Annotated in this window: 21 protein-coding genes; 10 read left to right on the forward strand and 11 right to left on the reverse strand. The window is 71.8% G+C overall.

Translation table 11 applies throughout. From position 1 onward, the window contains the following. Positions 1-20 precede the first annotated feature (20 nt). The 3 genes from ASG04_RS15910 to ASG04_RS15920 all read right to left on the reverse strand — a co-directional run bounded on the left by ASG04_RS15910 (position 21) and on the right by ASG04_RS15920 (position 3,281). A complete protein-coding gene (locus ASG04_RS15910; protein WP_200938552.1) occupies positions 21-833 on the reverse strand; it encodes a carbohydrate ABC transporter permease in 813 nt (270 codons plus the stop codon). 101 nt (positions 834-934) lie between these two features. Beyond that, positions 935-2,023 (reverse strand): carbohydrate ABC transporter permease, encoded by a 1,089-nt coding sequence (locus tag ASG04_RS15915; RefSeq protein WP_414835839.1) that lies wholly within the window; start codon positions 2,021-2,023, stop codon positions 935-937. A gap of 4 nt (positions 2,024-2,027) precedes the next feature. Beyond that, entirely contained in the window at positions 2,028-3,281 is a 1,254-nt protein-coding gene (locus ASG04_RS15920) for an extracellular solute-binding protein (protein ID WP_056126348.1), read from the reverse strand. A gap of 94 nt (positions 3,282-3,375) precedes the next feature. On the opposite strand from ASG04_RS15920, the gene ASG04_RS15925 reads away from it, so the two are divergent. Further along, the gene (locus ASG04_RS15925; RefSeq protein WP_056126350.1) at positions 3,376-4,371 is read left to right on the forward strand and encodes a substrate-binding domain-containing protein; all 996 of its coding nucleotides are present in this window, start codon (positions 3,376-3,378) and stop codon (positions 4,369-4,371) included. A 93-nt stretch (positions 4,372-4,464) separates the two neighbouring features. Next, entirely contained in the window at positions 4,465-5,157 is a 693-nt protein-coding gene (locus ASG04_RS15930) for a hypothetical protein (RefSeq protein ID WP_056126352.1), read from the forward strand. Positions 5,158-5,163: 6 nt separating this feature from the next. On the opposite strand, the gene ASG04_RS15935 is transcribed toward ASG04_RS15930, so the two are convergent. Next, positions 5,164-5,772: a helix-turn-helix domain-containing protein gene (locus tag ASG04_RS15935; protein WP_056126354.1), complete on the reverse strand. Its 609-nt coding sequence runs from the start codon at positions 5,770-5,772 to the stop codon at positions 5,164-5,166. Between the two features lie 65 nt (positions 5,773-5,837). Here ASG04_RS15935 and ASG04_RS15940 point away from each other — a divergent pair, with 65 nt between their 5' ends. Continuing rightward, the gene (locus ASG04_RS15940) at positions 5,838-6,806 is read left to right on the forward strand and encodes an NAD(P)/FAD-dependent oxidoreductase (protein ID WP_056126355.1); all 969 of its coding nucleotides are present in this window, start codon (positions 5,838-5,840) and stop codon (positions 6,804-6,806) included. A gap of 106 nt (positions 6,807-6,912) precedes the next feature. Here the strand turns inward: ASG04_RS15940 and ASG04_RS15945 are convergent, their stop codons facing one another. From ASG04_RS15945 to ASG04_RS15960, 4 genes are read right to left on the reverse strand one after another with little or no spacing between them, the layout of a single operon-like run. Beyond that, entirely contained in the window at positions 6,913-7,590 is a 678-nt protein-coding gene (locus ASG04_RS15945) for a pentapeptide repeat-containing protein (protein ID WP_056126358.1), read from the reverse strand. Between the two features lie 4 nt (positions 7,591-7,594). Continuing rightward, the gene (locus ASG04_RS15950) at positions 7,595-8,014 is read right to left on the reverse strand and encodes a DUF6314 family protein (RefSeq protein WP_056126360.1); all 420 of its coding nucleotides are present in this window, start codon (positions 8,012-8,014) and stop codon (positions 7,595-7,597) included. A gap of 9 nt (positions 8,015-8,023) precedes the next feature. Next, on the reverse strand, positions 8,024-9,052 hold the full coding sequence (locus tag ASG04_RS15955) for an NAD-dependent epimerase/dehydratase family protein (RefSeq protein ID WP_056126362.1): 1,029 nt from the start codon (positions 9,050-9,052) through the stop codon (positions 8,024-8,026). Then, positions 9,049-10,248, reverse strand: a complete 1,200-nt coding sequence (locus tag ASG04_RS15960) for a zinc-dependent alcohol dehydrogenase (protein WP_056126364.1) — start codon at positions 10,246-10,248, stop codon at positions 9,049-9,051. The genes ASG04_RS15955 and ASG04_RS15960 overlap by 4 nt, the downstream gene beginning before the upstream one ends. 219 nt (positions 10,249-10,467) lie before the next feature. On the opposite strand from ASG04_RS15960, the gene ASG04_RS15965 reads away from it, so the two are divergent. Beyond that, positions 10,468-11,319, forward strand: coding sequence for a polysaccharide deacetylase family protein (locus ASG04_RS15965; RefSeq protein WP_056126694.1), 852 nt, complete (start codon positions 10,468-10,470; stop codon positions 11,317-11,319). Positions 11,320-11,556: 237 nt separating this feature from the next. On the opposite strand, the gene ASG04_RS15970 is transcribed toward ASG04_RS15965, so the two are convergent. From ASG04_RS15970 to ASG04_RS15980, 3 genes are all read right to left on the reverse strand, one after another. Then, the gene (locus tag ASG04_RS15970; protein ID WP_056126366.1) at positions 11,557-12,189 is read right to left on the reverse strand and encodes a DNA alkylation repair protein; all 633 of its coding nucleotides are present in this window, start codon (positions 12,187-12,189) and stop codon (positions 11,557-11,559) included. A gap of 64 nt (positions 12,190-12,253) precedes the next feature. After that, a complete protein-coding gene (locus ASG04_RS15975; RefSeq protein WP_082518302.1) occupies positions 12,254-13,096 on the reverse strand; it encodes a sulfite exporter TauE/SafE family protein in 843 nt (280 codons plus the stop codon). A 172-nt stretch (positions 13,097-13,268) separates the two neighbouring features. Continuing rightward, positions 13,269-13,943, reverse strand: coding sequence for an NYN domain-containing protein (locus ASG04_RS15980; protein ID WP_056126367.1), 675 nt, complete (start codon positions 13,941-13,943; stop codon positions 13,269-13,271). 223 nt (positions 13,944-14,166) lie between these two features. Between ASG04_RS15980 and ASG04_RS15985 the strand changes: the two genes are divergently transcribed. From ASG04_RS15985 to ASG04_RS16010, 6 genes are all read left to right on the forward strand, one after another. Then, a complete protein-coding gene (locus tag ASG04_RS15985) occupies positions 14,167-15,825 on the forward strand; it encodes an ABC transporter substrate-binding protein (RefSeq protein WP_056126369.1) in 1,659 nt (552 codons plus the stop codon). Then, the gene (locus ASG04_RS15990) at positions 15,822-16,775 is read left to right on the forward strand and encodes an ABC transporter permease (RefSeq protein WP_056126371.1); all 954 of its coding nucleotides are present in this window, start codon (positions 15,822-15,824) and stop codon (positions 16,773-16,775) included. The genes ASG04_RS15985 and ASG04_RS15990 overlap by 4 nt, the downstream gene beginning before the upstream one ends. Next, the gene (locus tag ASG04_RS15995; protein WP_056126373.1) at positions 16,772-17,644 is read left to right on the forward strand and encodes an ABC transporter permease; all 873 of its coding nucleotides are present in this window, start codon (positions 16,772-16,774) and stop codon (positions 17,642-17,644) included. Before ASG04_RS15990 ends, ASG04_RS15995 begins: the two co-directional genes overlap by 4 nt. Before the next feature lie 4 nt (positions 17,645-17,648). Next, the gene (locus ASG04_RS16000) at positions 17,649-19,547 is read left to right on the forward strand and encodes a gamma-glutamyltransferase family protein (protein ID WP_056126375.1); all 1,899 of its coding nucleotides are present in this window, start codon (positions 17,649-17,651) and stop codon (positions 19,545-19,547) included. Then, positions 19,531-21,195 carry a dipeptide ABC transporter ATP-binding protein gene (locus ASG04_RS16005; RefSeq protein ID WP_056126377.1) on the forward strand — a complete coding sequence of 555 codons (1,665 nt, stop codon included), beginning with the start codon at positions 19,531-19,533 and terminating at the stop codon, positions 21,193-21,195. The genes ASG04_RS16000 and ASG04_RS16005 overlap by 17 nt, the downstream gene beginning before the upstream one ends. A gap of 79 nt (positions 21,196-21,274) precedes the next feature. Then, the gene (locus tag ASG04_RS16010; protein WP_235515575.1) at positions 21,275-21,976 is read left to right on the forward strand and encodes a GntR family transcriptional regulator; all 702 of its coding nucleotides are present in this window, start codon (positions 21,275-21,277) and stop codon (positions 21,974-21,976) included. Positions 21,977-21,999 lie beyond the last annotated feature (23 nt).

Here is a 21,999-nt window from a genome sequence, read left to right on the forward strand (position 1 = left end):
TGCAGTCGTCGTCGCCGCGGTCACTCCTTGACCGCCCCGTCGCTGGTGTTCATGATCCGTTTCTGGAACACGAAGAACGCGACGGCGACCGGGATGGTCATCACGAACGCCGCGGCGAGCTTGATCGGGTACTGGTTGCCCGCGCTGAGCGCCCCGGACGCCAGCGACGCCACGCCCTTCGTCAGGGTGGTGAGCGCGGGCGAGGACGACGACACGATGAAGTGCGGCAGCTCGTTCCACGATGCCTGGAACGACAGGATCGTGATCGTCACGACAGCTGGCCGGGCCATCGGGAGCACGACCGACCAGAACGTCCGGAAGGTGCCGGCGCCGTCGATCCTGGCCTGCTCCTCGACGCTGACCGGGATCGACTCGAAGAAGTTCTTCATGATGAAGACCCCGGCCGCGTCGACCAGCAGCGGCACGATCATGCCCGAGTACGAGTCGTACATGCCGAGCTGGTTGATCACCAGGAACTTCGGGATGAGCAGCACGACACCGGGGACCGCCATCACGGCGACGACCGCCGCGAACACCGTCTGCCGGCCGCGGAACCGCAGGCGCGCCAGGGCGTACCCGGCGAGCGAGTCGAAGAAGATCCGCCCGAGTGTGACGCACACCGCGACGATCGCCGAGTTGAGCGTCCACACCCCGAAGTCCGAGTTCTGGAACAGCGTGCTGAACGCCGCCGACGTCCACGTCGTCGGCAGCGCCAGCGGGTTCAGCGAGGCGTCCTGGTCGGTCTTGAACGCGTTCACGATCGCGACGTAGAACGGCAGCAGGTAGACGACCGCGATCAGCAGACCGCCCGCCATCCAGGCAAGCCCGGCCATCCCGATGCGGCGAGGTCGCCTGCTCGCCGGCACCGGGCCTCCCGGGCTGGAGGCCCGACCCGCCGCCGCCACGCGCGTCGCGGCGACCGATGTGGGTGCGCTCATCGCGCCCCCTCCTTCCGTGAGGGCGTCTCGATCCAGCGCATGCGGCGCCGCGAGACCGGGCGGTCGCGGAGTGCCCAGCGCTGCAGGAGCGTGAAGACGACGATGATGCCGAACAGGATGAACGCGATCGCCGCGCCGACACCCCACTGCTGGCTGGTGAACGCCGACGTGTACGACAGGTACGCCGGGGTGAGGGTCGTGTTCGCCGGAGCGCCCTTCGTGCCGGTGTAGATCTGGTCGAACACCTGCCACGTGCCGATCAGCCCGAGCGTCAGCACCGTGAACAGCGTCGGACGCAGCTGCGGCAGCGTGATGCGCCAGAAGCGGGTCCACGCACCGGCACCGTCGATCATCGCTGCCTCGTCGACGTCGGCTGACAGGTTCTGCAGCGCGGCGATGAACAGCAGCATGAACGTGCCGCTCGTCGTGAACACCGCCAGCAGGATGAACGCGGTCATCGCGACCGACGGACCGGCCAGCCACTCCCACCACGAGATCCCGAGCGCGGTGTGGTCGGCGAGCCAGGCCGGTGGGTCACCGGCACCCAGGTGGAACAGGCCGGTCGGCTGGTTGAACCAGTTCGGCCCGTTGACGCCGATCCACCCGAGGATCTTGTTCACGGCACCGGACGACGAGAACAGGAAGAGCCACAGCACGGTGATCGCGACCGAGCTGGTGACGGACGGGAAGTAGAACGCGGTGCGGAAGAACCCGCGAGCGCGCAGTGCCCGGCCGTTCACCAGGACCGCGAGCCCCAGCGCGACGGCGGTCTGCAGCGGCACGACGAACACGACGTACCAGAGGTTGTTCCGCAGCGCCGTGCCGAAGTTCTGCTCGTCGAGGCCGCCCCCGCCCAGGATCTTGGCGTAGTTCTGCCCGCCGACGAACTGCACGCCGGAGGCGAACGGGCTGCCCACTCCCTGCCAGTCGGACACGCTCACCCATGCCGCCATCAGCACGGGGACGGCCAGGAACAGCCCGAGGACGATGATCGTCGGTGCGGTGAACAGCCAGCCCGACACCGTCTCGGCGCGGTTCGCGCGGCGACGGCGGCGGACGGGTCCGCGCACGCTCGCGGTGGTCACGGTCTCAGCCCTTCAGCGCCGCGGTCATGTTCTTCTGCACGCCCTCGAGCAGCGTCTCCGGGTCGGTCGACGCCAGGCTGCCGAGCTTGGAGTCGAAGTCCGCGATGACGTCGGCGGTGCCCGGCTTGTTCGGGACGCCCTGCGCGCTCGAGGCCTGGTCGAGGAACGGCGCGTACTGCGGGTAGTCCTGCTTCCAGGTGCTCGCCGCGGACTCGACGCTCGGCATCACACCGAACGACTTGGCGAACGACAGCTGCTGCTTCGTACTCGTCATCTGCTCGACGAAGGCCAGCGCCGCCTTCTGGTTCTTCGAGGCCTTCGCGATGCCCCAGCAGTTCGTGAACTGCAGCGTGCCCGCCCCAGCGGGACCCTTGGGCAGTGCGACGACCTTGTAGTCGACGTCCGGGTAGCTCGACGACATCGCGCCGGTCAGCCAGTTGCCCTCGACGGTCATCGCCGCCTTGCCCTTGCCGAACGCGTCGCCACCCCAGCTCTCGCCGAGGTCGCTCGAGAACTTCGTGGAACCGCTGGTCAGCAGGCCCTTCACGTACTGCAGGGCCTTGACGTTGGCCGCAGAGTCAGCGGTGGCCTTCGTCTGGTCCGCGTTCGTGAGTGCGCCGCCCGCCTGCGCCATGAACGCCCCGAGGCGCTCGTACTGCGGGCTCATCCCCAGGCCGACGTGGCCGTCGCGGGTGAGCTTCTTCGCGACCTCGGCGAGCTGGTCCCATGTGGTCGGGACGTCGCTGTCGGTGAGCCCGGCGGCTTTCCAGTCGGCGGTGTTGATGAACAGCGCCAGAGTCGAGAAGTCCTTGGGCGCGCAGTACAGCTTGTCGTCGACCGTGAACGACTTGGTGAGCGTCGGGTAGAAGTCGGCCTTGTCCTTCAGGTCGTCGCCGTACGCCAGCAGCGAGCCGTTCGTGGCGTACCCGGTGAGCGACCCGGTGGACACGTAGAAGACGTCGGCGGGCTTGCCCGAGGCGAAGCCCTGCGCGAGCTGCTGGTCGAGGTTGTTGGCGGGCTGCACCGAGACGCCGGTGCCCGAGGTCTTCGACCAGGCGGCGGCTGCGCTCTTGACGGCGGCGGTCTCGGCGTCGCCGGACGACCCGATCAGGACCGACAGGTCGGATCCGCTCGAGGTCAGCTTTCCGGAGTCGGAGCCGCCGGAGCTCTGGAAGCCCGAACCGCAGGCGGAGAGGGTGAGTGCCGCGGTGAGCGCCATCGCGCCCGCGGTCAGCATGCGTGCTGTGCGTCGTTGCATCAGGGGGTACTCCTCGTCGAGTCGGCGTTGGATCGTTCAATTTGATCGATCAAACAGCTCGAAGGTACACCTCCGGGGCGCTACCGTGAACCCCATGTCGCATCCCGCCACCGTCGCCGACGTCGCCGCTGCGGCCGGGGTCTCACGCCAGACGGTGTCGAACGCGCTGAACCGACCCGACGTGGTGCGGCCGACGACCTTGACGCGCGTGCAGGACGCGATCCGAGACCTCGGCTACCGACCGCACGCGTCCGCTCGTCGGCTCCGCACGCGGCAGAGCTCGACGCTCGGTGTCCGCCTCGAGCGGGTGCACGGGATCTCCGGCGCCGTGCTCGACCGCTTCCTGCACGCCCTGGTCGATGCCGCCGACGAACGCGGCATGCGCATCCTGCTGTTCACGGCGACCGACCCCGAGGACGAGGTCCGACAGTTCGAACGCCTGGTCGAGGGCTCGGACGTCGACGGCTTCGTGCTGACGTCGACGTTCCACGACGACCCGCGCACCACCTGGCTCGCCGCGAACGACGTCCCCTTCGTCACGTTCGGCCGACCATGGGGCATCCCGGACATGGACGCGGCACCGCACCCGTGGGTGGACGTCGACGGACGCGCCGGTGCGCACGAGGCCACGGCCCACCTGCTGGCGGCCGGACACCGGCGGATCGGGTTCCTCGGCTGGCCGAGCCCGTCCGGTCAGGGCGACGAGCGGCGTCGTGGCTGGCACGACGCCGTCGTCGAGGCGACCGGGGACGAGCCCGCAGCCGGTCTGGACTTGTCGTGCGAGGACGACGTCGCCGCCGCGACCCACGCGGTGCAGGCAGCGTTCGAGACCGGGGCCCGTCCCGACGCCCTGGTGTGCGCCTCCGACACCCTGGCGCTCGGTGCGCGGTTCGCGCTCGGCGCCGCGGTCCCCGTCGTCGGGTACGACGACACCCCCGTCGCCGCGGCGGTCGGGCTGTCGAGTGTCGAGCAGCCGCTGGTCGACGTGGCCTCGGCGGCGGTCGAGCTGCTCATGGGCGCCGGCCGCTCCGTGCTGCCGGCGGGGACCGGACACCGCCTGCTCGCGCCACGGGTGGTCTGGCGCGGCTGAGCCCCGCGCGACCACCCGCGCGGCCTGCCACGCCGGACAACGATCCGGTCACGGGGCGGGCTCCGCCGTCATCGGGCTCCTAGTGTCGGAGCCATGACCCGGGGGACGACACGGACACACCGCACACGACTGCTCGCTCTCGCCGGAGGGCTGGCCGCAGCCTTCCTACTCGCTGGTTGCACGGGTGGTGCCGCGCAGCCGGATGGATCGGCGAGCCCGACCGGAGGCACCGCGACGACACCCGCCCCGACGAGCACCGCCGCGGCCGGGTCCACGCCGGACGACGGCGCGGGTTCCACGACACCGCGTCCGACCTCGACCACGACGCCCGCTGCGGGGGCCGACGCCAGCGGCACCGTCCCGGCGACGTGCGAGGGGCTGCTGACGGCAGGGCGCTGGAAGTTCGCGAACGCGCCGCTCAACGACCCGGCGGTCGTCGGGTCGCCCGTCGCGATCCCGAAGTCGGTCTTCGACCCGGTGCGGCAATCCGACGGCAAGCGTCTGTACTGCGTCTGGCGCGACCCTCGTGCGGACATCACGACCATGGCCATCGACGTCGGGGTGGTCGATTCGTCGGCGGCAGTGGGCGCGCTGCGGGACCTGCCGGGCATCGACTGTGCACGGGATGGTCAGGGCTACTGGTGCCAGGAGGTCTCGACGGACGAGCAGTACGGCGTGCAGCTCGGCACCACCTACTTCACCCTCGGTGACATCGGGATCGAGATCAAGCAGGCGAACGTCCCGACGACGGGGCTGCTCGACGACGTGATGGCGCACGTGTTCTGACGCCGGTCACCCCGCCGGCCGTGATCGCACGTGCGCCCGCTCCCCCTGCGGCCCGTACAGGCAGAGCACCTCGGTCACCTGGTCGGTGACGTTCCCGATCCAGTGCGGCGTGTGCGTGTCGAACTCGACGACCTCGCCCGGGCCGAGGTCGAGGTCGCGCTCCCCGAGCAGCAGGCGCAGCCGCCCCGACAGGACGTAGAGCCACTCGTAGCCCTCGTGCGTCCGCAGGTCGGGCTCGCCCCCGGGCGAGTGCGCCGGGAACAGCTGCTTGAACGAGCGCACGCCTCCGGTCCGCCGGGTCAGCGGCACCACCACCCGACCACCGTGCATCTCGGGCTTCAGGTGCACCCGCGGGTCGCCGGTCTGCGGCGCCCCGACCAGGTCGTCGAGCGGCACCTGGTAGGCGCGAGCCAAGGGCAGCAGCAGCTCGAGCGTCGGCTTCCGCTGCCCCGCCTCGAGCCGCGAGAGCGTGCTGACCGAGATCCCCGTCTCCGTCGCCAGTGCGGCGAGCGTGACGTCCCGGCGCTGCCGGAGCGCACGCAACCGAGGCCCGACCCCGTCGACGACCTCGGCCGTCGTGCGCGCGGGGAGTCGGTCCTGGTGTCCGTGTGCCATCCCACCATGTTGCCAGAACAGCAAGGATCGTTGCCGTATCCGGCTCGACGTCGCACGATGAGCGCATGTCTGACTCCTTCGACGTCCTCGTCATCGGTGGCGGTGCCGCCGGCCTCGCAGCCGCGCTCATCCTCGGCCGCTCACGCCGCTCCGTGCTGGTGGTGGACGCGGGCGAACCCCGCAACGCCCCGGCCGAGGGCGTGCACAACTACCTGGGTCGCGAGGGCGTCGGTCCGCGCGAACTCACCCGCATCGGCCGCGAGGAGGTCGCGCAGTACGGCGTCCGGTCCACGGCCGGGAGGATCGTGGCCGCCTCCGCAACTCCCCTCACCACCAGCGACCCGGTCGGGTTCACCGCGACCCTCGACACCGGCGAGACCGTGACCGCCCGACGGGTGGTCGTCGCCTCCGGCGCCGTGGACGTCCTGCCGGACGTGCCGGGCCTGGCGGAGCAGTGGGGTCGCGGCGTGGTGCACTGTCCGTTCTGCCACGGGTGGGAGGTCCGTGACAGCCACATCGGTGTGCTCGTGACGACGCCGTTCGGGGCACACCAGGCACTCATGTGGCGGGCGCTGAGCGAGCACGTGACGGTGTTCGTGACGGACCCCGCGCTCGCGGACGACGCTGCTCGTGCCGGTCTCGCTGCCCGGGGCATCACCGTGGTGGACGACTCAGTGGTGCAGGTACTCGCCACGGACGGCGCGCTGACCGGGGTCGCCCTCGCCAGCGGGTCCACGGTCGAGCTCGACGCACTTGCGGCCGCGAGCACGGCCGAGGCGCGGGTCGACGGCCTCGAGGGGCTCGCCCTGGTCGCCGTGGACCAGTTCATGGGCGACTTCCGCTTCGGCAGCGCGGTGTCCGCCGGGCCGACGGGCGCGACCGACGTCCCGGGGGTCTGGGCCGTCGGGAACGTGGCGTCGCCGATGGCCACGGTGATCGTGTCCGCCGCAGCCGGGACCACGGCAGGAGCGGCGGTGCACGGCGACCTGATCCAGGCCGACCTGGCGGCCGCGCTGAGCACCGTGCGTGGTTGACCACTGGTGCGAGGTTGATCCGTGGTGCGAGGTTGATCGCCTCGTGCGAGGAACCAACCTCGCACCGCGCGATCAGCCTCGCACCCAGGCCGCGCGCTGGTGCCCCTCAGTCGACGCGGTAGCCGGCCTGGGCCGCGAGCAACGGCGCCAGCGTGTACAGCTGGTCGCTGCCGATCGTCGCACCGCGGAAGCCCTCGAGCCGCTCCACCCGGTCCAGGTCGGCCGCGCGCAGGTCCACGTGCGCGATGCTCGTGTTCGAGCCCTCCGCCGCGCGGATGCGGGTCCCCTCGAAGGACACGCGCAGCAGCCGGGCGTCGGCGATGTCGAGCTCGTCGATGACGCAGTCGCGGAACACCACGTCCGTCACCGTCGCTCCGCGCAGGTTCACGAACCCGAGCTTCATCCCGACGAACTCGACACCGCTCAGCCCGGCGTCGTACAGCTCGGCCGATCCGACACGGCCCCCGCCGATCCGGACGTCGCGCCAGGTGCTGCTCGACGCACGCAGGACCGGTGCATCGAGCGACTCGACCACGCAGTCGTGGATCCGGAGGCCGCGCAGATCGGCTCCGTCGGCGTGCCACTCCTCGATCACGCACTCCTCGAGCTCGAGGTCGGGCAGGCGCTCACCGGCCACGTCGAGCGCCGCGATCCGTCGCCCGTCGATGCGGTCACCCGACAGCACGTCGCCGGGTCCGGGCCGCCAGTCGGTCAGGTCGGCGGGCTCGGTCAGCGAGATGCGCGGGGCGTCGGTGCCGGAGGACTTGCCGGAGGTGCGGGCCATGCACTCAGTCTGCCGGGTCGACCCGACCGTCGAGCACGCTGTCCAGGCGGTAGTCCTTCGCCGGCCCGACCGCGTCCCAGCGGACCGTCCACCGCGACGCGTCGCCCGCGAGCTCCCCGGTGTAGTCGTCCGGCGCGCACGCGTGCGCGACGGTCGCGCCCCACACCCAGTCGTGGAAGACCCGGCCGTCGGCGAAGTGCACGCGCCACCGCCCGTCGGCCCCCCGACGGACCGACAGTGCCCGGGACACGGGGGTCACCCGTTCGCCGAAGCGCATCGTGCCCACCTCGGTCCACGCGACCTCGTCCTGCCCGACCACCGACAACGAGGTCGAGCCGACCACGTGCCCGGACAGCCCGGCGCGGCGATCCAGCACCGTCCGTCGCAGGGTCCAGGTCCCCAGCAGGTCGGTCGGCAACAGCACCCGAGCAGGCTACCCGCGCAGCGGGCCGGACCCCGGGACGTTCGTGCCGTCGGCGAACCCGGCCACCAGCTCACCGAGCGCGTCCGTGGCGCTGTGCCGAGCCTCCCAACCGAGTTCCGTGCGCGCGCGCTCGGTCGACATCACCGGGACCGACGCTGCGATGTCGATCCACCCGGCGTCGGTCGGCTGCAGGCGCAGCCGCCACGTCAGGGTCACGATCCCGCGCAGCAGGCGCAGGGGGATCCGGACGGCACCGTGCATGCCGAGCACCCGCGCGATGCGGGGCGGTGTGAGGACCGGCGAGGCGGCGATGTTGAACGCGCCGCCGGCCCGTCGGTCGACCGTCCGCCAGAACGCGTCGGCGAGGTCGTCGGCGTGCACGGCCTGGAACACGAAGGCGTACGGCAGGGGCAGCACTGCCCAGCGGATCCACCGGACGATGCGCATCGGGACGACCGGGCCGAGGAACAGCCCCCGGAGCTCGGCCGCCGCGTGCCGCTGGAAGACCAGCCCGGGCCGCATGCGCGTCACGACCACCGACGGGTACGCCGCTGCGAACTCGTCCATCACGCGCTCGTTCTCGGCCTTGTGGATCGCGTACGTCGCCGTCGGGATGCCCTCGGCGGGGAACGACTCGTCGACCCGCCGGCGCTTCCCCTCGACGTCGACGCCGCGGTAGGCCCCGACCGAGGACGCGACGACGACCTGCGGCACCTCGACCCGGGCGACCGCGGCCAGGACGTTCGCCGTCCCGACCACGTTCGTCCGGTACTGCGCCGGGATGTCGTGCGTCGGCTGGAGCGCCCACGCCAGGTGGATCACCGCGTCCGCGCCCCGGAACACCGCCGCCAGCTGGTCGACCGCGTCGGCGGCCCCGACGTCCACCGCGTGCCAGACGGCGTCGCCGTACGGCGGGGTGTGGACGTCAGGCAGACGCCGGGCGATCCCGACGACCTGCACGTCCGGCTCGGCGGCGAGCCGCCGGAGCACGGCCGTGCCGACGTTGCCGGTCGCCCCGGTGACGACGATCCGGGTCACGCGGCGGCCGCGGCCATCGCGGGGTCGAGGACGACCTTCACGCAGTCGTCCTGCTTCTTCTGGAAGACCTCGTACATGTGCGGCGCGTCCTCGAGGGACACGCGGTGCGAGGTCAGGTCGAGCGTCCCGAGCGGGTCGGACGGGTCGGAGACGAGCGGCATGATGTCGTCGATCCAGCGACGGACGTTGCACTGTCCCTCGCGCACCGTGATCTGCTTGTCGAACAGCGTCATCATCGGCATCGGGTCGGCCATGCCGCCGTAGACACCGCTCAGCGAGACGGTGCCGCCGCGACGGACCATGTCGATCGCCGCGTGCACGGCGGCAAGCCGGTCGACGCCGGCGGTCTCGATCGCCTTCTGTGCGAGCTTGTCGGGCAGCAGGCCGGCCGCGCGCTGGGCGAACCCGGCGAGCGGGTTGCCGTGGGCCTCCATGCCGACCGCGTCGACGACCGCGTCGGGGCCACGCCCGTCGGTCCGGTCGACGAGCTGTGCCACGACGTCGTCGGACAGGTCGAACGTCTCGACGTCGTACTTCGCCCCGAGGTCGCGGCGGACGGCCTCCGGGTCGACGGCGAGCACGCGGTAGCCGAGGTGCTTGCCGATGCGCGCGGCGAACTGCCCGACCGGGCCGAGGCCGAGCACCGCGAGCGTGCCGCCCTCGGGGACGTCGGCGTACTGCACGGCCTGCCACGCGGTCGGCAGGATGTCGCTGAGGAACAGCCAGCGGTCGTCGGGCGTGCCGTCGTCGGGGATCACGATGGGGCCGTAGTCGGCGTGCGGCACGCGCAGGTACTCGGCCTGGCCACCGGGGACCTGGCCGTACATCTTCGTGTAGCCGAAGAGCGCGGCGCCGCTGCCGTACTCCGTCACCTGGGTGGTCTCGCACTGGGACTGCAGGCCGCGCTGGCACATGTAGCAGTGCCCGCAGGAGATGTTGAAGGGGACGACCACGCGGTCGCCGACCTTCAGGTTCGTGACCGCGCTGCCGACGGCCTCGACGATGCCCATTGGCTCGTGGCCGAGGACGTCGCCCTTGTCGATGTACGGACCGAGCACGCGGTACAGGTGCAGGTCGGAGCCGCAGATCGCCGTGGAGGTGATCCGCACGACCGCGTCGGTCGGCTCCTGGATGGTCGGGTCGGGGACGGTCTCGACGGACACCTTCTCGGTGCCCTGCCAGGTCAGTGCGCGCATGAGCGCTCCTCTCGTCGCGGGTCGAGCCGACCGGGAGGCGCGGCTCAGGTCCACGTCCTGGGTACGCGCCCGCCCCGTGGCGGCTTCACAGCCGCAGTCCGCGGCACGCGGCACGCCCGCCGTCAACGGCCATCGACGCGCACCGATGGCCGGTCGGCCACCGCAGTTCGTCCTCCGTGCTGATGCGCCCGTCACCCGACGCTCGGGACGATGGCGGCGATGAACCTCCGATCCACCCGGCAGCCGTCGCGCCGCGTCCTGTTGTCCGGTGTCGGTGGAGCGGTGCTCGCCGGCGCACTGTCCGCGTGCGCGGGCGAACCGTCACCGCGCGCGAGCACCACCGCGACGGCGGCCGACACGACCCCGAGCACGACGCCGACCCCCACGCCGACCGCCACACCCACGCCGACCCCCACCCCGACCTCGCCCACCCTGCAGCGCCAGCCCCTCCCGAGCGGGACGATCACGGGGCTGCCGCACGGCACGCCGGGCATCGCGTGGACGGTGGACGACGGCGCCTCGAGCGAGGTCGTCGAGGCCTACGCCCGATTCGCCACCGACACCGGGACCCGGCTGACGTTCTTCGTGAACGGGGTCCGCCCGTCGTGGACCGACCACGCCGACCTGCTGCGGCCGCTGGTGGCCTCCGGGCAGGTGCAGCTCGGCAACCACACGTGGGACCACCCGGCGCTCACCAAGCTGTCCGACCAGGGCATCGTCGACCAGCTCACGCGCAACCACGACTTCATCCAGGACACCTTCGGCGTGAGCGCGAAGCCGTACTTCCGCCCGCCCTTCGGCTACCACGACGCCCGGGTCGACGCCGCGGCCGCCAGCGCCGGGTACACCACACCACTGCTCTGGTACGGGTCGCTGGCGGACTCGGGCGACATCACGTCGGACCAGATCGTCGGGTTCGCCGACCAGTGGTTCCAGCCCGCCCACATCGTGATCGGCCACGCCAACTTCCCCGGCACCATCGGCGCACTGCCCCGGCTGCACGAGCTGCTGCAACAACGACAGCTGGCGACGTACACGCTCGACGACGTGTTCACCCGACCGGGGTCGTGATCGGCGGCGGTGCCGTCGACGCTCTGGCCATGTCGACCACCTCAGAGCTCCTCACCGCCAGCCTGCACGACGTCTTCGGCAACCGTGACGCCACGACCCGACGTCAGGCGATCGAGCGCAGCTACGCCCCCGACGTCGTGTTCCGTGATCCGGACGGCTCCGTCACCGGATGGGACGCGCTCGAAGCGAAGGCGTCGTCACGAGCCTCACCACCTTCTTCGCCGAGGGGCAGCAGCCCTAACGCGCGCTCGTCAGGATCCGGTCGCGCTCGGCCGCCGGCAGGTGCTCGGTCGCCGTCGCCAGCGCCGCGGGCGTCAGGAATCGACCCTGCTGCTCGAGGAACGCCACGAGCGCGGGTTCCGACGCTCGCTTGCCGACCTCGCGCAGCACCCAGCCGAGGGCCGACTGCACGACGTCGCCCTTCTCGCGGACGAGTCGGCCGATCACCGCCAGCGGCACCTCGGCGTCGCCCTGCTTCACGAACGCCAGGGTCGCGACGACGGCGATCCGCCGGACCCACGGGACGTCGGACTTGGCGAGCGCGAACAACGGCCCGGTCGACCCGCCGAGCATCGGCGTGCCGACGAGTTCCTCGGCCGCGATGTCGACGAGCTCGGCCCGGTCGATGCGCTCGGCCCGCGCTGCCGACAGGTACTCGTCGGTCAGCTCGGGGTCCGCGCGCGCACGCATCGCCTGTACCAGCAGCACGACCGCGACCAGCCGGGCGCCCGGGTCCTCGCTCCACAGCAGCGCCGACCGCTCACCCTCGTCCAGGTCGGCGAACTGCCGCGCCACGCGCCGCGCAGCGGCGACGTCCCCGGGCGTCCGCGCGAACGCGACCAACACGGCCTCGGCGCTCGCGCGGCTCACGCGGTGACCGCCGTGCCGTCGCGAGTCGCGTCGACGACCTGCACCGGGCCTCCCGGGAGGCCCCTCACCGGTCCGCCACGCCCGTCGCGGACTCGGCCGCACCCTCCAGACCGCCGGGTCCGGGCTGCGCGTCGGCGCGCGCCGTGCGCAGGCCGCGTCGCACCACGATCACCGCGACGACCACCAGGAAGGCCGCGAACAGCCAGGTGCCGACCTGCGGGTCGACCACCCGCGCGAGCGCGGCACCCGCTGGTGAGCAGACCGCGGCCGCGATGCCCACCGTCAGCCCGACGCGCAGGTCCACCGCGCCCCGCCGCAGGTTCGCGACGGTGCCGGAGACCGCGGTCGGGATCATCGTCAGCAGGGAGGTCCCCTTCGCCAGCAGGTCGCCGGCGCCGAGTGCGAGCTCGAGGCCGGGGACGATCACGACGCCGCCCCCGACGCCCACCAGACCCGACAGCACGCCGGACAGCAGGCCGATGCCGAGCAGGACGAACGCTTCGACGACGCCGAAGTGCACGTCGCCGGTGCGGGTCGGGGTGTTCGTGAACAGCGAGACGAGCACGACCACGATGAAGGCGACGAACACCCACGGCAGGACCCGGAGCGAGATCGCACGGAGCAGCCGTGCGCCGATCGGGGCACCGACGACGCTGCCGACCGCCAGGGTCAGCGCTGCGAGCCAGTGCACCTCGCCCTGGGCGGCGTACGTGATCGCCCCGACGACGGCCGCGGGGGCGATCGCGACGAGCGAGCTGGCCGAGGCGCTGCGCTGGTCCAGGTGCAGGAAGGCCATGAGCGCCGGGACGACGATGACACCGCCGCCGACGCCGAACAGGCCGGAGAGGACACCGGCGACGATGCCGATCGCGACGAGCACGAGGAGGCGGGCGGTGCGGGAGGTCATCGCGTCCAGGGTACGACGCGGGTGGCTCCGCCGACGCGAGGTGCCCTCCGACGAGACGACCCCTGTGCTTCAGAGCGGGCCGTGACCGAACTTGTTGCATGTGGAATTCCAGTTGCGGATCACTCCCAGACGTGTCAGGCTGAGGCTGCAACCCGGGGTGCCGAGAACGTGGCTAACCGGCGCGAGGCCCCTCTCTCCGGAGAGGGGCCTCTGCACTTCTCCACGACGGCGGCCGGCGGAACGCACCAGACTCGTCCACGATCCGGTCTGGGAACTGGCTCTCCAGCAGCACATGGGGCCGGACCACGCGCATCTCGTCGATGCCCACGTCGAGCAGTCCCCGCGCGGCCTTCCCGCCCGGGACGATGAGCCCGATCTCCGCACCCGCCCGCTCGCGCACGATCCGCAGCGCCTCGACGAAGTCCGAGTCGTTCGACAGCAGGAAGTACGCGTCGGCAACCCCGCGCATCGCGTCGGACACCATGTGTGCGGCGAGGCTCACGTCCGTCCCCTTCTCCTCGATCTTGCGCACACGGACCCGCCGTGGTCGACCGCTGTCGTCGAGTTCGATCGGGGACATCGCCATCCACCGCTTGTCCGCTCGGAACGTCCCGAAGTGCAGCGACACCGACGGCAGCGTCCCGAGGGCCCGCAGGTACCGCTCCTGGTTCTGCGGCGCCCGCGGGTCGTTCCCCTCGACGTGTCGGACCCGGGCTGTGAAGTACCGGATCTGCCCGACGTCGTAGCCCGGCAGCAACCGCATGCAGAGGGCCTCGAGATCGAGCCACTTGCGTTCATCGTGCCCCTGCAGCGCGCGCCGGAACAGGTTGAACCCGTCGATGTACACGACCGCAGTCGGGCGATGGGGAGGGCGGCGCATCCCGTCAGACTCACGCCGGCACGGCCCGCGGAACGGCCGTCCCACACATCTGTGGAGAAGAGCGGGTTTTACACGATCGAAACAGATTGTGTACAAGCGGAACCAATCACCTGTGATTGTATGCAATCACAGCAACTCCTGAGCGCGGTCCCACAAGGAACGCCACGCACCTCCCAGCATCAGGAACTCCATGTCCCCGATCAGCCCCCGGCGCCGCCGAACCCTCATCGCGCTGCCCGCCGTCGTCATCGCCGCGACGCTTGCCCTGACGGCGTGCGTCCCCGTCCAACGCTCGAAGGCCGGCGGCACCACCGCCGGCACCGTCACCGCGGCCCCCATCGGCGACCAGCAGGTGCGGGAGGGCGGCGACCTCGTCATGGCGCTCTCGGCCGAGCCCGACCGCCTCGACCCCACGACCTCGTCGTCGCTGTACACCCGGTACGTCATGGAGACGATGTGCCAGAAGCTCTACGACATCGACGCCGAGGGCACGATCGTCCCGATGCTCGCGACGGCGCTGCCGACCGTGACCGACGGCGGCAAGACCGTCACGTTCCCGGTCCGCACGGGCGTGCGCTTCGCCGACGGCACCCCGTTCGACGCGGCTGCGGTCGTCACGACGCTCGAGCGCAACCTGACGAAGGCCGACTCGAGCCGGAAGAGCGAGATGGGCCCGGTGTCGAGCGTCGAGGCGGTCGACGACCAGACGGTGCGGCTGCACTACGACACGCCCTTCGCCCCGATCACGGCGGCACTGGCGGACCGGGCCGGCATGGTCATGTCCCCGACGGCGCTGCAGCAGGAGGGCGATGCGTTCGGGGACGCCCCGGTGTGCGTCGGCCCGTACAAGTTCGTCAAGCGCGTCCCGCAGACCTCGATCCAGGTCGAGCGGGACCCGGAGTACCACGACCCCGGCTCAGCGCACTTCGACACGATCACGTACCGGATCATCACCGACGCCAGCATCCGCGCCGCCAACCTGAAGTCCGGCGACGTGCAGGTCGCGGACACGATCTCCACCCAGGACGTCGACGACCTGCGCACCCGCAAGGACCTGTCCGTGCTGCGCGTCGGGTCGCTGGGCTACCAGGGCATCACCGTGAACATCGGCAACCAGGACGGCGTCGGGACCGACCCGGAGCAGATCGACACCCCGTTGGCGAAGCGCGCCGACGTGCGACGCGCCCTGTCGATGTCGATCAACCGCGCCGAACTCGTCCAGAGCGTCTTCCACGGGTGGGCGGACGTCGCCTGCTCGCCGATCTCGAACACGAGCGTGTTCGCGACGACCGCCAGCAAGGCATGCCCGGCGTACGACCCGGACCGGGCGAAGCAGATCCTGGCGAAGGCCGGCGTGCAGCAGCCGTTCCCGATCGAGATGGAGGTGACGAACACCCCCGACACGGTCCGGTTCGCGCAGGCCCTGCAGTCGCAGGCCCGCGCCGGCGGGTTCGCGATCACGATCACCCCCGTCGAGTACACGACGCTGCTCGACGACCAGACGCGTGGCGACTTCCAGGCCCTGCAGCTCGGCTGGTCGGGCCGCGTCGACCCGCACGGCAACATCGGCGGGTTCCTGGCGACGGGCGGCGGCAACAACTACGCCGGGTACAGCAACCCCGAGGTGGACGACCTGATCGACCGCGCCGCACAGGCCACCGACGAACAGGAGCGTGCCGCCCTGTACGGCGAGATGACGACGATCGTGCAGCGGGACGACCCGGTCATCTACCTCTACCGGACCCGGAGCATCACCGGCGTCCGCAACGACATCGCGGGCGTCTCGACGTACGCAGACGGCGTGGTCCGGCTCAGCCAGGCCGCGTTCGTGGAAGGTGGTTCCAAGTGATCCGGTACGTGACCACGCGACTCTGGCAGTCCGCGATCACCCTGGTGCTCGCCTCGATCGTGGTGTTCGTCGGCGTGCGGCAGCTGCCGGGCGACCCGGCGCTCGCCCTGGCGGGTGAGGAGGCGAGCCCCGAGCGTCTGGCCGTGGTCCGCCAGCAGCTCGGCCTGGATGACTCGATCGTGGTGCAGTACTGGCGCTTCCTGGTGAACGCGTTGCAGGGCGACTTCGGCCGCTCCACCCGCACGGGCACCCCGGTCACCGAACTGCTGGGCGGGACGCTCCCCGTCACGCTGTGGCTCGCGCTCTACGCCATCGTCGTCGCGGTCGTCGTGGGCGTGGCCCTCGGCACCATCGCCGAGCGGTACCGCGGCCGCTGGCCCGAGTGGATGGCGAACGCCGCAGCGCTGGTCGGCCTGTCCGTGCCGAACTTCTGGCTCGGGATCCTGGCCATCGTCTGGCTGGCCGCCGGCCTCGGCTGGTTCCCCGCGTCGGGCTACGTGCCGATGACGACGAACCCGGCGAGCGCGGTCTACCACCTGACCCTGCCGGCGCTCATCCTCGGCACGTCGCTGGCCGCGGTGATCATGCGCCAGACCCGCGCGTCGATGATCGAGACGATGAAAACCGACTTCGTCCGCACGGCGCGCGCGAAGGGGCTGAGCCGTGGGCGGGTGCTGTTCCGGTACGGCCTGCGGAACTCGATGATCGTGGTCGTCACGATCGTCGGGCTGCAGCTCGGCGGGCTCATCTCGGGTGCGGTCGTGACCGAGCGCATCTTCGCGCTGCCCGGCTTCGGCAAGCTCACGCTCGACGCGGTGTTCACCCGTGACTACCCCGTGATCCAGGCCGTGGTGCTCGTCATCACGGTCGGCTACGTGCTCATCAACCTGGCCGTCGACGTCCTGTACTCGGTCATCAACCCGAAGATCCGCGTGGGAGGCACCCAGTGACCGCAATCGCACTGACCAACCTCGGCAGCAGCCGGGGACGCGTGTGGCAGCAGGTGCGGTCGAACCGCCTCGGGCTGACCGGGGGCGTCATGCTCGCGGTCGTGGTGCTCGCGGCCCTCACCGCACCGCTCGTCGCACCCCACGACCCGACGCAGACCCACTTCGACCTGCCGTTCCAGGTGCCCTTCACGGTCGGCTTCGGCCTGGGCACCGACGACCTCGGCCGGGACATCCTGTCGCGCACCCTGTACGGCGTCCAGGTGTCACTCGTCGTCGGGGCGCTGTCCGTGCTGGTGTCGGTCGTCATCGGCACGCCGCTCGGCCTGCTCGCCGGGTACTGGAAGTGGCTCGACGCGGTCATCTCCCGACTGACCGACGTGGCGCTCGCCTTCCCGTTCCTGATCATCGCGGTCGGCCTCGCCGCGATCAGCGGACCGAGCCTGTCGAACGCCGTCATCGCGATCGGCGTCTCGCACGTCCCCGCCATGATCCGGATCGTCCGCGGTGAGACGCTGCGGATCACGAGCGCCGACTTCGTCACGAGCGCGAAGACGCTCGACGCCGGCGGCGCGCGGATCATCGCGCAGCACGTCCTGCCGAACTGCCTGTCGGCGATCATCGTGCAGGCGACGGTGATCATGCCGGTCGCGGTGATCGGCGAGGCACTGCTGTCGTTCCTGGGGCTCGGCATCCAGCCGCCGACGCCGAGCCTCGGCATCATGCTCTCCGACGCGCAGCAGTACCTCGGCCAGGCACCGTGGGCCGCTGTCGTGCCTGGTGTCGCGATCGCCGTCATCTGCCTCGGCTTCAACCTGTTCGGGGACGCCCTGCGCGACGCCCTCGACCCCACCGCCTCCGACCGGAAGTAGCACCATGAGCACCAACCCCGCCTTCGTCGAACCCAGCGTCGAGACGACGAGACCGGACCTGCAGGGCACGTTCGGCATGGTGGCGTCGACCCACTGGACCGCCTCGTCGACCGCCCAGGCCGTCCTGGAACGCGGTGGCAACGCGTTCGACGCCGCCGTCGCCGGCGCGTTCGTCCTGCACGTCGTCGAGCCCCACCTGAACGGCCCCGGTGGCGACATGACGGCGGTCTTCGCGACGGCCGCCGACAAGGTGCCGACGGTGCTGTCCGGCCAGGGCCCGGCACCGGCGGCAGCGACTCCCGAGCACTTCCGCGCCGAGGGGCTCGACCTGGTCCCGGGCGCGGGAGCACTCGCCGCCGCCGTCCCCGGCGCCGTCGACGCCTGGTTCCTGCTGCTCCGTGACCACGGCACGTGGGAGCTCGCCGACGTGCTGGCCTATGCCGTCGCGTACGCACGCGACGGTCACCCCGTCGCTCCGCGCGTCGCCGCGACGATCGCGACGGTGCAGGGCCTCTTCCAGGACCACTGGCCGTCCTCCGCCGACCGGTGGATGCCGGGAGGCTCGGTGCCGGTCCCCGGGGCCGTCATCCGCAACGAGACCTGGGCCACAGTGCTCGACCGACTCGTCGACGCCGGCTCCGGTCACACCGGCGACGGTGCGGCGGACCGCGCGGCGCGGATCGACGCGGCGCGCGACGCCTGGGCCACGGGCTTCGTCGCCGAGGCCGTCGACCGGTTCGTGCGCGACCCGCACCGCCACGCGTCAGGCACCGACCACGCGGGCGTGATCCGGGCGGCCGACATGGCCGCGTTCCGGGCCTCGTACGAGCCGGCGACCACCGCCGAGTTCCGCGGGTGCACGATCGCGAAGACCGGGCCGTGGGGACAGGGTCCTGCGCTGCTGCAGACCCTGCGCCTGCTCGACCCGCTCGACGACGCCCTGCTCGACCCGTCCACCGTGCGGGGAGCGCACACGATCGTCGAGGCGCAGAAGCTCGCCCTCGCCGACCGCGAGGCGTACTACGGCGACGGCGACGTGCCGATGGACCAGCTGCTCGCCGACGACTACTCGGACACCCGGCGCGCACTGATCGGCGAACGCGCCTCGCGCGAGCTCCGGCCTGGCACCGTCGGGGTCCCCGCGGGTGCGCTGCCGCCGCTCCGTGTGACCTACACGCCGGGCGGCGAGCCGATCGCCGGTGTCGGTGAGCCCACGGTCCCCGGAGCACGCGGCAGCGCCGTCGCGGCCCCGGCCGAGGACGATGCCCTGCACGAGGACCGCGGCGAGCCGATCGTGATGGAGACCGGCGAGACGCGCGGCGACACGGTCCACATCGACGTCGTGGACCGCTGGGGCAACATGATCAGCGCGACCCCGTCCGGCGGCTGGCTGCAGTCCTCGCCGACGATCCCCGAGCTCGGGTTCTGCCTGGGCACCCGCCTGCAGATGACCTGGCTCGAGGAGGGCACGGCCTCGACGCTCCGTCCCGGCGAGCGCCCCCGCACCACGCTCACCCCGACGCTCGTGCTGCGCGACGGTGAACCCGTCACGGCGCTCGGCTCCCCCGGCGGCGACCAGCAGGACCAGTGGCAGCTGCTGTTCCTGCTGCGGACCATCGTCGGCGGGTACTCCCCGCAGCAGGCCATCGACGCACCGGCCCTGCACACCACGTCGTTCCCGGGGTCGTTCTGGCCCCGCACGTGGACCCCCGGCGGCCTGGTCGTCGAGGACCGCCTCGGCGACGACGTGATCGCCGGGCTCGAGGACCTCGGCCACGTCGTCACCCGCGCCGGCGACTGGTCGCTCGGCCGCCTGTCGTGCGTGACGCGCGACCCCGCCACCGGCGTCCTGGGCGCCGCCGCCAACCCCAGAGGAGCACAGGGCCATGCCACAGGACGCTGACGACCGCAGCACACCCACCGGGGCCGAGCCGGGCCTCCCGTCCGTCGACCACCGCGACCCCCTGCTGTCGGTCCGCGACCTGCGGGTCGCGTTCGGCGAGCGCGAGGTGCTGCACGGCGTCGACCTGGACGTCCGACGCGGCGAGCGCGTCGCCATCGTCGGCCAGTCCGGTTCCGGCAAGTCGACACTCATCGCGGCCGTGCTGCGGCTGCTGCCCGGAGCCGGACACATCACGGGCGGGTCGATCCACCTGGGGCCCGTCGACATCGGCACCGCGGACGAGTCCGTGATGCGCCCGGTGCGCGGCGGACGCATCGGGCTGGTGCCGCAGGACCCGTCGACGAACCTCAACCCGTCGATGCGGGTCGGCGCGCAGATCGCCGACACGCTCCGGGCCGGTGGGCTGCGCGGCCGGCGCGCGGTCCGCGAGCGGGTCGTTGCCCTGATGACCGAGGCCGGGATCCCCGAGGCCGGTCGGCGTGCGGACCAGTACCCGCACGAGTTCTCCGGCGGCATGCGGCAGCGCATCCTCATCGCGATCGCCCTGGCACGGCAACCCGAGCTGCTCATCGCGGACGAACCGACCAGCGCGCTCGACGTCACGGTGCAGCGGCAGATCCTCGACCACCTGCAGACCCTCGTCGACCAGCACGGCACCACGCTGCTGTTCGTCACGCACGACCTGGGTGTCGCAGCCGACCGGACCGACCGGATCGTGGTGATGCTCGACGGCGAGGTCGTCGAGCAGGGCGCTCCCGAGGCGATCCTCCGTGACCCGCAGCACGAGTACACCAAGCGGCTCATCGCGGCGGCCCCGGCACTGTCGGCCGCCTCCGCCGAGCCGACCGGTCACGGTGAGCCGGTCCTCGTCGTGTCGGACCTGGTCAAGGAGTACAAGCTGCGCGGGCGCGGCGCGGGGACGCTCCGGGCATCGGACGGGGTCTCGTTCTCGGTGCGGCGGGGCACGACCACCGCCGTGGTGGGCGAGTCCGGATCCGGCAAGACCACGGTCGCTCGGATCCTGCTCGGACTCGAGCTACCGACCTCCGGCACGGCGCTCATCGACGGCCACGCAATCGGGACGGCGCGCGGAGCCGAACGACGGGCGATCCGACGGCGCGTGCAGCCGGTGTTCCAGGACCCCTACGGGTCCCTCGACCCGACGTCGACCATCGAGCGGATCATCGACGAACCGCTGCGGGTGTTCGGCGTGGGTGACCGCGACACCCGGACCGAGCGGGTCGCGACGCTGCTCGACCAGGTCGCACTCCCGCGATCGGTCGCGCAGCTGCGGCCGAACGAGCTCTCCGGCGGGCAGCGGCAGCGCGTGGCCATCGCCCGTGCGCTCGCCCTCGAGCCCGAGGTGCTCATCCTCGACGAGGCGGTGTCGGCCCTCGACGTCCTGGTGCAGGAGCAGGTGTTGTCCCTGCTCGACGAGCTGCAGGACCGGCTCGGGCTGAGCTACCTGTTCATCACGCACGACCTCGGCGTGGTCCGGCGGATCGCCGACGACGTCGTGGTGATGCGGCGCGGCAGGGTCGTCGAACGGGGCTCGGTGCGGGCGGTGTTCGACGCACCGCGGGAGCAGTACACGCGCGACCTGCTCGAGGCGATCCCGGGCCGGGGTCTGACCGAGGCCGCCGCGTGACGGACCTGCTCGACGCACTGCGTCGTCCCGGGGGCGGGCCGGGGCCTGGCACCGACCGCGGCGTGAGACGCTGTCCCACGTGCTGAACGGTGGCGGGGTCCTCGACGCGATCCGTCGCGACATCGTGGCGGGTGCCCTGCAGCCGGGCACCCGTGTGACCGAGGCCTTCCTCGCGGAGCGCTACGGCGTCTCGCGGGTGCCCGTCCGCGAAGCCCTGCGCGGGCTCGAGGGCGAGGGCTTCGTGGTGTCCCGACCGAACGCCGGGTCCCGGATCGCCGAGATCCCCTTCGACGAGGCCGACGACCTGTTCGCCGTCCGCGAGTCGCTGGAGATCGCCACCGCGCGCCGCGCCGCCGTCCGTGCGCGCACCCTGTTCGACGCCGACGCCCCGCCCGAGGACTGGTGGCGTGTCCGACGCGAGCTCGGGACGGTGCTCGACGCGGGTGACGCCGCCGTCGAGCGCGACGAACTCGACCTGCTCGTCGAGCTCAACGAGCGCTTCCACTTCCTGGTCGCCGAGCTGTCGGGGAGCACCACGCTCGCGACCCTGCTCGTGCAACTGTCCCGGAAGATCGAGTGGCTGTACGCGCTCGACACCGCGTCGCGCGGCAAGCGGCTGTGGCCGGACCACCGCCGGATCCTGGCTGCGATCGACGCCGGCGACGTCGAGCAGGCCGCGGAGCGCATGGGGTGGCACGTCCGCGAGAGCCGCATCGGGTACGCCGCCCGGTCGTCGTCGAACCGGGCCGCCGAGCTGCGGTCAGTCGCCCCGACGGCCTGAACCGGAGGGCGGCGGGAAGGCAG

The organism is Curtobacterium sp. Leaf183 (assembly GCF_001424385.1).
GTDB lineage: Bacteria > Actinomycetota > Actinomycetes > Actinomycetales > Microbacteriaceae > Curtobacterium.